Origin of the sequence: Streptomyces sp. NP-1717, from assembly GCF_022695985.1 — a bacterium.
GTDB lineage: Bacteria > Actinomycetota > Actinomycetes > Streptomycetales > Streptomycetaceae > Streptomyces.
This window is the reverse complement of sequence record NZ_JAAPBF010000279.1, coordinates 1-8,421: the sequence shown is the minus strand read 5'-3', so window position 1 is coordinate 8,421 and position 8,421 is coordinate 1. Positions and strand designations below refer to the sequence as shown.

At 72.4% G+C, this 8,421-nt stretch carries 4 protein-coding genes and 1 pseudogene; 3 read left to right on the top strand and 2 right to left on the bottom strand.

Going from position 1 to position 8,421, the window contains the following annotated elements; genetic code table 11:
- The coding region (locus GXP76_RS32030) for a serine/threonine-protein kinase (RefSeq protein WP_242575122.1) at window positions 1–944 on the bottom strand (944 nt) is incomplete at its 3' end.
- A gap of 233 nt (window positions 945–1,177) precedes the next feature.
- Here GXP76_RS32030 and GXP76_RS32025 point away from each other — a divergent pair.
- Window positions 1,178–3,574, top strand: coding sequence for a protein kinase (locus GXP76_RS32025; protein WP_242575121.1), 2,397 nt, complete (start codon window positions 1,178–1,180; stop codon window positions 3,572–3,574).
- 64 nt (window positions 3,575–3,638) lie between these two features.
- A complete protein-coding gene (locus GXP76_RS32020) occupies window positions 3,639–5,924 on the top strand; it encodes a protein kinase (RefSeq protein WP_242575120.1) in 2,286 nt (761 codons plus the stop codon).
- Window positions 5,925–5,940: 16 nt separating this feature from the next.
- On the opposite strand, the gene GXP76_RS32015 is transcribed toward GXP76_RS32020, so the two are convergent.
- Window positions 5,941–7,467, bottom strand: coding sequence for a PstS family phosphate ABC transporter substrate-binding protein (locus GXP76_RS32015; RefSeq protein WP_242575119.1), 1,527 nt, complete (start codon window positions 7,465–7,467; stop codon window positions 5,941–5,943).
- 493 nt (window positions 7,468–7,960) lie between these two features.
- On the opposite strand from GXP76_RS32015, the pseudogene GXP76_RS32010 reads away from it, so the two are divergent.
- Window positions 7,961–8,421: pseudogene (locus tag GXP76_RS32010) on the top strand (hypothetical protein); the annotation flags it as partial.

The following is an 8,421-nucleotide window of genomic DNA, read 5'->3' as shown; positions in this document are numbered from 1 at the left end:
GGCCCCTGCGGACGCGCCGGGAGCGGCGAGGCGGGCGTCTCCGCCTCCAGCAGCTCCGCGGACCGGCGCCCGAGATCGGCGAGCACCGCGCCAGGCAGCCACGGCAGGTCGGCGTCGTCCCCCTCGTTCGCCTCCGCCGTCAGGTCGGCGACCTCGGCCGGGGTGGGCCGTTCGGCCGGATCCTTCGCCAGACATGCGCGCACCAGGTCCGCGAGGCCGTCCGGCAGCCCCGTGAGATCCGCCTCCTCCTGCGCGATGCGGAACATCACCGCGTGCAGACCGCTCGTCGACGTACCGAACGGCTGGCGCCGCGTCGCGGCGAAGGCGAGCACCGAGCCCAGCGAGAAGACGTCGCTCGCGGGCGTCAGCGTCTCGCCGCGCACCTGCTCGGGCGACATGTAGCCGGGCGACCCGATCACGACACCCGTACGCGTCCGGTTGTCGCCGGTGACGGCGTCCAGCGCGCGGGCGATCCCGAAGTCGATGACGCGCGGACCGTCGATGGTCACCAGCACGTTGGCGGGCTTCAGGTCGCGGTGGATCAGACCGGCCGTATGGATGGCGGTGAGCGCCTGCGCGAGCCGGTGGGCGAGGATGCGCACCGACCGTTCCGGCAGCGGCTGCGGCCGGCCGGCGACCACGGCGTGCAGCGAGGGCCCCGGGACGTAGCCGGTGGCGACCCACGGCTCGCGGGCGTCGGTGTCGGCGTCGAGGACCGGCGCGGTCCACTCACCGCCCACCCGGCGCGCGGCGGCGACCTCCTGGGCGAACCGCCGCCGGAACTCGGCCTCTTCGGCCAGTTCCGGGCGTACGAGCTTCACCGCGACGGTCCGGCCGCCCTCGGACCTGGCGAGGAAGACACGTCCCATGCCGCCCGCGCCGAGTCTGCCGAGGAGCCGGTAGGGGCCGATGCGGGACGGGTCGTCCGGGGTCAGCGCTTCCACGTTGCCTGTGCCTCTCCTGACTGACAGTCAGCTGCCAACTGCCGCATGTCATGGGATCTTTGCACAGCGCCACGGGTCGGGACAGACTGAACCGGCGCCTGTGGCCGAGCTGTGGCACAAGCGCTTTCGGCCGACGCGCCGCCAGTGACGGGGAGCCATCAGGGGAGCCGTCGGGGACGCGCGAGGGGCTGACGGGGAATGAAACACGAACGGGGAACGGGGGACCACGTCCGATGCTCGGTGAGCTTCATGAACGGTCACCACGCCAGGTGGGGCCGTACCGCGTACTCGCCCGTCTCGGCGCCGGCGGCATGGGCGAGGTGTTTCTGGGCGCCGACGCCCGTCCCACCGCGCGCCCGGCCGCGTCGCTCGCCGCCGTGAAGGTCGTACGGCCCGACCTCCTCGCGAGCGGCGAACACGCCTTCCGCGACCGCTTCCGGCGCGAGATATCGACCGCACGCGCGGTCGAAGGCCGTTTCACCGCACGCCTGTTGGCCGGTGACGCGGACGCCCCCGCGCCCTGGCTCGCCACCGAGTACGTCGCGGGCCCGACGCTGGACCGCGCCGTACGGGAGTGCGGCCCGCTGCCGGTCGAGACCGTACGGAGCCTTGGCCTCGGTCTCGTACGGGCGCTGCGCGGAATCCACCACGCACAGGTCCTGCACCGTGACCTCAAGCCCGCGAACGTGCTGCTCGGCGCCGGCGGTCCGCGCGTCATCGACTTCGGCATCGCCCGTGACTTCGGCGCGAGCACCCTGACGGCGACCGGCGCGATGGTCGGCTCGCCGGGCTACATGTCGCCCGAGCACGTGCTGGGCGGGCGTCATGTCGTCTCCGCGTCCGATGTCTTCTCGCTGGCGTCCGTGCTCTGTTACGCGGCCACGGGCGAGGGCCCGTTCGGTACGGGGCCGGTCGCGGCCGTGCTGTACCGGGTCTCGCAGGCCGAGGCCCGGCTCGACGACGTGCCGGACGAACTGCGCGCGTTGATCGAGGACTGTCTGCGGCCCGACCCGTCGGCGCGCCCGGACGCGATCGAGCTGGAGGCGCGCTTCCGGGACACGGGCGCCCCGGACCCCGTCGTCTGGCCGGACGGGGTACGGGCCCAGGTCGCCCGGTACGAGCAGGAGCTGGCCCGTACCGTGCAGGCGGCCGGACCGGTCGCCGGGCGCGTACCGACGATGCCGGGCGCGTCCCCCGTCCACAGCGCGCGGACGGTCACCGGCCCAACGCGACAGCCGCTGCCGCCGGACGGCCCCCGCCGCCGGCGCACCACGGTCCTCGCCGTTGTCGCCGGCGCGCTCACGCTCGGCGTCCTCGGCGCCTTCGGCCTGCGCGCCCTCCAGGACGACCCCGCCCCCAAGTCCCCTTCACCGGAGGCCGGTTCGGAGAAGGAGCCGCAGGCGGCGCTCATCGGGCTCGACAAGCACGGGGCCGACCGCAGCCGCCACTTCCCCGTCGACCCGGCGGCCCGCCCGGACGGCTGGAAGCCGTGGACGGCGAAGCTGAGCGGCCGGCCCTGGGACTGCGCGCTCAACAGCGAGATCCTGGTGTGCCGGATGTTCTACGGCGGCCTGGAGGCGGTCGGCGCGGCCGACGGCAAGCCCCGCTGGAAGGCCCCTTCGGCGGAGCCCGACGCGGAGCCCCTGCTGGGCGCGTCGAGCGGTATGTACATCCCCGGCGACGCCACCAACCCGGTGATCCACGGCGACTCGGTGCTCTCCACCGAGGGCGGCATGGTGCGCTCCCGGTCCCTCAAGGACGGCACGGTGCGCTGGAAGCAGCCCCTGAAGGGTGAGGGCACGGTGCGGCTGGCCAATGTGGGGGAGGCGATGGCCGGCGGCGGAGTCGCGTTCTTCACCACCCGGGGTGAGGGCACCGAGGTGCACGCCTTCGACGCCGAAACGGGAAAGCCGCTGTGGAAGCGCGCCCTGTCGACGTATGTCGGGGTGGAGGTCGGCTACGGAGGCTTCGGCCCCGACGCCTTCGCGGGCGGGCGCCTCCTCGCGTCGACGGACGGCGGTCTGACGGGGTTCGACGCGCGTACGGGCAAGCCGACGCCGTACACCGTGCCCGGCGAGGACGGGGGCGACTGCGTGAGCGTGCGGGTGCGGGGCGGCGAGGTGCTGTGCGGGATCGAGGACGGAGGCAGCGTGGCCCTGGACGCGGAGACCCTGCTGCCGATCGACACCGGACAGCCGGGGTTCGACTCGGATCTGCCGCTGCGGGATCTGGTGACGGTGGGATCGCGCACGTATCTCCTCGCCCCCGACAGCGGGAGCACCCGGATGGAACTCGTCGACACCTACGGGGGCGCCGACTCCACGCCGCGCACGGTGGGGACGTTCCCTCCGGCGCCCGAGGACGGGCGGTATCTGCCCTCCGAGGCGTCGGTCGTCGGCGACACCGCCGTCTTCCTCGACAACGAGTTCCTCTACACGCTGCCGGTGGCGGGGGACGCCCCGCGGGGGACGAGATCCCGCATCGAGGGCGCGCCCGGCAACCGGGCCGACAGCGGTCTCGGTGACGGTATCGACGGGCAGGTCTGGGAGCCCGAGCTGATCTCGGTCGGTGGGGTGGTGTTCCTGATGTTCCACGACGGGACGGTGCGTTCGACGGAACTGCCGGGATGAGACGTGAGTGTGTGTCAGTGAGGCCCATATGTCATTGAGGTTCGTCCGATGAGGAGTTGACGCCGTGCTCGGCCCGCTCGATGCCCACGCCCCGTACGACGCCGGCCCTTACCGGCTGCTGGCCGGCCTGGGTTCCGGCGGTATGGGCACGGTCCACCTGGCCCTGCCGCCCGACGGCGGCCCGCACGATCTGGTCGCGCTCAAGACGGTCCGTCAGGATGTTGAGTTCCTGGGCGACTTCAGGGTGCGTTTCCGTCGTGAGGCGCAGGCGGCGCGGGCGGTCCGGGGACCGTACGTCGCCGCTCTCGTCGCAGCCGACCCGGATGCCGAACGGCCCTGGCTGGCGACGGAGTACGTCGTCGGCCCCTCGCTCGACGAGGCGGTGGAGCGGTCGGGACCGCTGCCGGTCGCGGCCGTGCGGGAGCTGGGCGCCGACCTGGCGCGCGGGCTGGCCTCCGTACACGGCGTCCGGCTCGTGCACCGTGATCTGAAGCCGGGCAATGTCATTCTCGGCTCGGGCGGCCCCCGGCTGATCGACTTCGGTATCGCCCAGGCGTACGACGCGACCGCGCTCACGGCGACCGGCATCATGGTCGGCTCGCCGGGCTTCATGTCGCCGGAGCATGTCGCGGCGGACCGGTCGGTGACCTCGGCGTCGGACGTGTTCTGTCTCGGGGCGGTGCTTTGCTTCGCGGCCACGGGCCAAGGCCCCTTCTACGACAATGAGTTGGCGGCCGTGGTGAACCGCATCGCGCGGGGTGGCGCCGATCTGTCGCGCGTTCCGGACGAGTTGCGCGAGGTGATCGCGTCCTGTCTGCACACGGATCCCGAACAGCGGCCGACCACGGGCGAGTTGTTGCGGACACTGGACCCGGCGGGGACGGCCGCCGCCCGTCCGGGCGTGGCTCCGGCGAGCCGCGAAGGGGCCTTCCCGTGGCCGGAGGGCGTAAGGAAGCAGATCGGCGAGTACGAGGTCGCGGTGGGCCGGGCGCTGCTGGCACCGGTACCGGCCGAGGTACCTCCTCCACCGTCGGCGCCCCCGGCGCCGCCGTCCGGCTCCCGCCCGCGCGTCGACCGGCTCCGGTGGGGGATCGGCATCGGCGCCGCCGTGGTGGTCGGGGTGGTGACGGCGGTGCTGATCTCCCTCTGGGGCGGGGACTCCGGCGAGGGACAGAACGAGGGCGGCGGAAGTGGCGGTGGCGGTACGGGCGGTGGCGGTACGGGGGGTTCGTCCGCGCCGCCCGCCGCCACCGTCATGAGCACCATGAGCGACTTCGGCCCGGACGCGACGGACCGCGCGAAGGCCCCCGAAGGCTGGTCCCCCTGGTCGGCGGCGCCATCGGAACCCAAGGAGGCCGAGCGCTGCGCGCTCAGGGGCACGATCCTCGTCTGCTCCTTCCTCGCGGCCGAACCCGACGAGCAGGGCATCCGGGGCGGATGGCTGGAGGCCCGCGACGCCTCGGACGGCACGCCCAAGTGGCGTTATCCCGCCAAGGGCACGACGCGGCGGGTGGTCGGCTTCGGCCCCGTGGACATGGACGCGGAGCGGGTCTACACGCAGGCGCCGGACGGTGACGGCTTCGCCGTGCTGGACCTCGCGACCGGCGAGCCGGTGGCCAAGCTGCCCGGCGAGCCAGGCTACCGGCCGTCACTCGTGCGGGTCCACGCGGGAAGGATCTTCACGTCGTACGAGGGCGCCTCCGGCGAGGGCGGTACGGGCAACATGCTGTTCCGCGCGTTCTCGGCCGACGACCGGAAGCTGACGTGGGAGCGCGTGATCAACAGGGCGTACCCGTACTCCCTGGACGTCGTCGCCGACGGCGAGCGTCTGCATCTCAACAGCCCCGGCAACACCTTCGCACTCGACCCGGCGACCGGCGAGACCGTGGCCGAGGTCCCGGAGATGTGCACGGCGCTGGCCCAGGGCGGACGGTATGTGTCCTGCTCGTCGTCCGGGATGCGGGACAGCGCCACCCTCAAGAAGGTGGACGTGTACCGGACCTCGCTGCCCGTCGGACTCAGCCGCGACGGCACTGTCCTCGTCCCGACGGGCGGGAACGCGATCAACCCCGAGGGACTCGACGCGGTCGACATGGAGAGTGGCGACCGCCGCTGGACGACCGCGGAGTGGGCGGCCGACAGCGTCGCCCGGGTGGCGGACGACCGGGTCCTGATCGCGGGCACCGACGACATGCGCAGCCTCTCGCTGGCCGACGGTGAGGAGACGGTGGGCCGGCGCGGCTTCGAGGGCTGGCCCGAGGGCGAGGCGCCCAAGGCGATGCTGGTCTCGGGCGGGGTGGTGTTCCTGGCGTTCCCGGACGGGACGGTGCTGACGGCCCACGTCCCGTGACCCGCGCCGCCGTCCCTCACTCCTCCGCGCAGACCTTCAGCCCCTCCGGTGTCGCGCACGGCAGGTACCCGTGCGTGCGGATCACGTCCTGGCCGCTGCCCCTGATCAGGTAGTTCAGGAAGCTGGACCCGAGTGAGCTGGCGGGCGGGCGGCCGTAGGTGTACGCGTACTCGATCTCGCGGTACGGGTACCCGCTCTCCGCGATGTCGTCCACCGACGGTGCGCGCCCGTCCAGTTCCAGCCGGTGCAGGCCCTTCGTCGGGGCGGCGGAGCGCAGTTCGCTGTAGCCGAGGGCGCCCGGCAGCTCCGCGACCGTGTTCAGGACCTGCTCGGTGCTCTCGAACTCGCAGCGCAGGACGCGGGCACGCGTGTCGTCCTTGCGCCGGCAGTCGGTGGACGAGGCGCCCGGTTCGAAGCCCTGGAGGACGCGGCGCTGGAAGGTGTCGCGGGTGCCTGAGCCGGCGTTGCGGCTGACGAGGCGGACGGCGAGGTCCGGGCCGCCGACCTCCTGCCAGTTGGTGATGTCGCCGCGGTAGATCTCCCGTACGTCGGACGTGGACAGCCCGTCGACTTCCACGCCGTCGTTGACGACCAGGGCGAACGTGGACACCGCGACCCGGTTCTCCCGCAGTTGCGCGTACCCCGTGGACTTCGGCCCGTCGGAGAGGGCGACGATCGCCGGTGAGCCCTCCTTCCGCCGCGCCCCGGCCTCGGCCAGTTCGCGGATTCCGGCCGCGCTGCCGTTGAGGTCCACGGTGATCTCGGAGCCGGGGCAGTCGTCCTCGTACTTCTTCTCCAGCTCCTCGGCCACCGGTCTGAAGGCGGTCGACCCGATGACGGTCAGCTCGCCCTTCGCACACCCGATGGGGGGCCGGGTGCTGTCCCGCAGGAGGATGATCGAGGCGAGCGTGACCACACAGACCGTCAGCAGAACGGTGATGAGGCGCGTCGCGCGGCTGAACACGGGCGGTGCCTCGTCGGGGGCGATGGCGCGGTTGACGACCACCTCGCCCTCGGAGATCCCGCCGCTGACGGTGACCTCCTCGCCGACCTCCCCGCCCGTCAGCAGGACCAGCAGCTTGAAGTGCTGCCCCTTGTTGAGCGGGACCTTCGGGACGGTGAGCATGCTGCCGGAGCTGCGCAGGCCCCTCGCATGGGTGAAGTGCGACATCAGATGGCGGGCGGCGGACGGCAGCGTGACGGCGACGCCCTTGATCGTCCGGCCGGTGAACGTGACGGTCAGACCGTGGATGTCGGGTGACGTGTAGTCGTCGACGGCGATGGTCTGCGAGCCGTCGTTCTCCAGGCGCAGCAGTACGAGCGTGGCGTCCGCCATCTCCGGGTCGTCGTCGAACAGCCCGAGGCGTACGTTCGTGTGGCCGGAGCGGACGTCGCTGCCGATGGCCGTGTCCATCTGTACGCGGTAGCCGATCCGTTTGCGGCGCGGCACCCTGCGCTCGTACCAGAGCACCCCGACCGAGGTCAGCAGCCCCAGCAGGGTGGAGAAGACCGCGAATATGTTCTCTCCGTCGAACCACTCCACGACCTGTCGCCCCCCGGCACTCTCCGACCTGTGAGGTGACCGTAGGTGGGTGCGGGGCGAACGGCAGTACGGCGACGGCATTCGATGACGGATGTTCACGAGCCGTTCCCCGCACGGCATTTGGCGTTCAGGGGGAAGCCGTGGAGCGGCCCGGCGGTAGGTTCACTCCGCTGGGTGAACTCCGGTGAACGGCGTGACGGGCTCGCCCGCCGCCTGTCCGGAGTTCCCGATCTTCGCAAGAGCGGCACATGGGGTCCTCACCACCTCCCGGTGAGGTCGCTATGTTGTTCGCGCTCGATCCCGAGTGCGAAATCCGACAGGTCGTCGGTCCGACGACGGCGCAGTCAGCACAGAAAGATCGCGGATGGACTACTGCTCGACGTGCCGACGGACGCTCAACGGGGTTTTCGTATGCCCCGGTTGTGGTGCCTATTCCCCCGACATAGCCCCCGCCGGCTCACACGTCCACCACACTCCGTCGACGGTCGCGGTGATGGCGGAGATATCCCACACGCGCGAGTTCGACGCCTTCCCCGGCTTCACCGAGCCCGAGGCCGACGTGCCGGTCGGGCCCTCCACGCCCTCGGCGACCGGCCGTGCCGCCCGCCGGCGCCGGCTGGCGGACTGGAAGAAGCAGCGGCGCCGTGCCGTGGTCGCCTCGACCGTCGCGCTCGTCGGCGGCGGTCTGACCCTTGCCTTCATGCCGTCCTCGCGGCCCTCCGTCGCCCATGCCCAGGCGTCCACACCGGAGCCGTCGAAGGCTCCGACGCTGCCGTCGGTCGGCGGCGCCGACTCCGCCACGGAGAACCAGCGGCCCCGTACCGGCGACATCGGCACCTCCGACAGCGGCACCCGCCCGTCCGGTGCCGCCAACGAGCCGGGCAGCGCGACCGCGACCACCCCCGTGGACGCCCCGGCCGAGCGGAAGACCTCGCCGCAGACCACCACCGACGA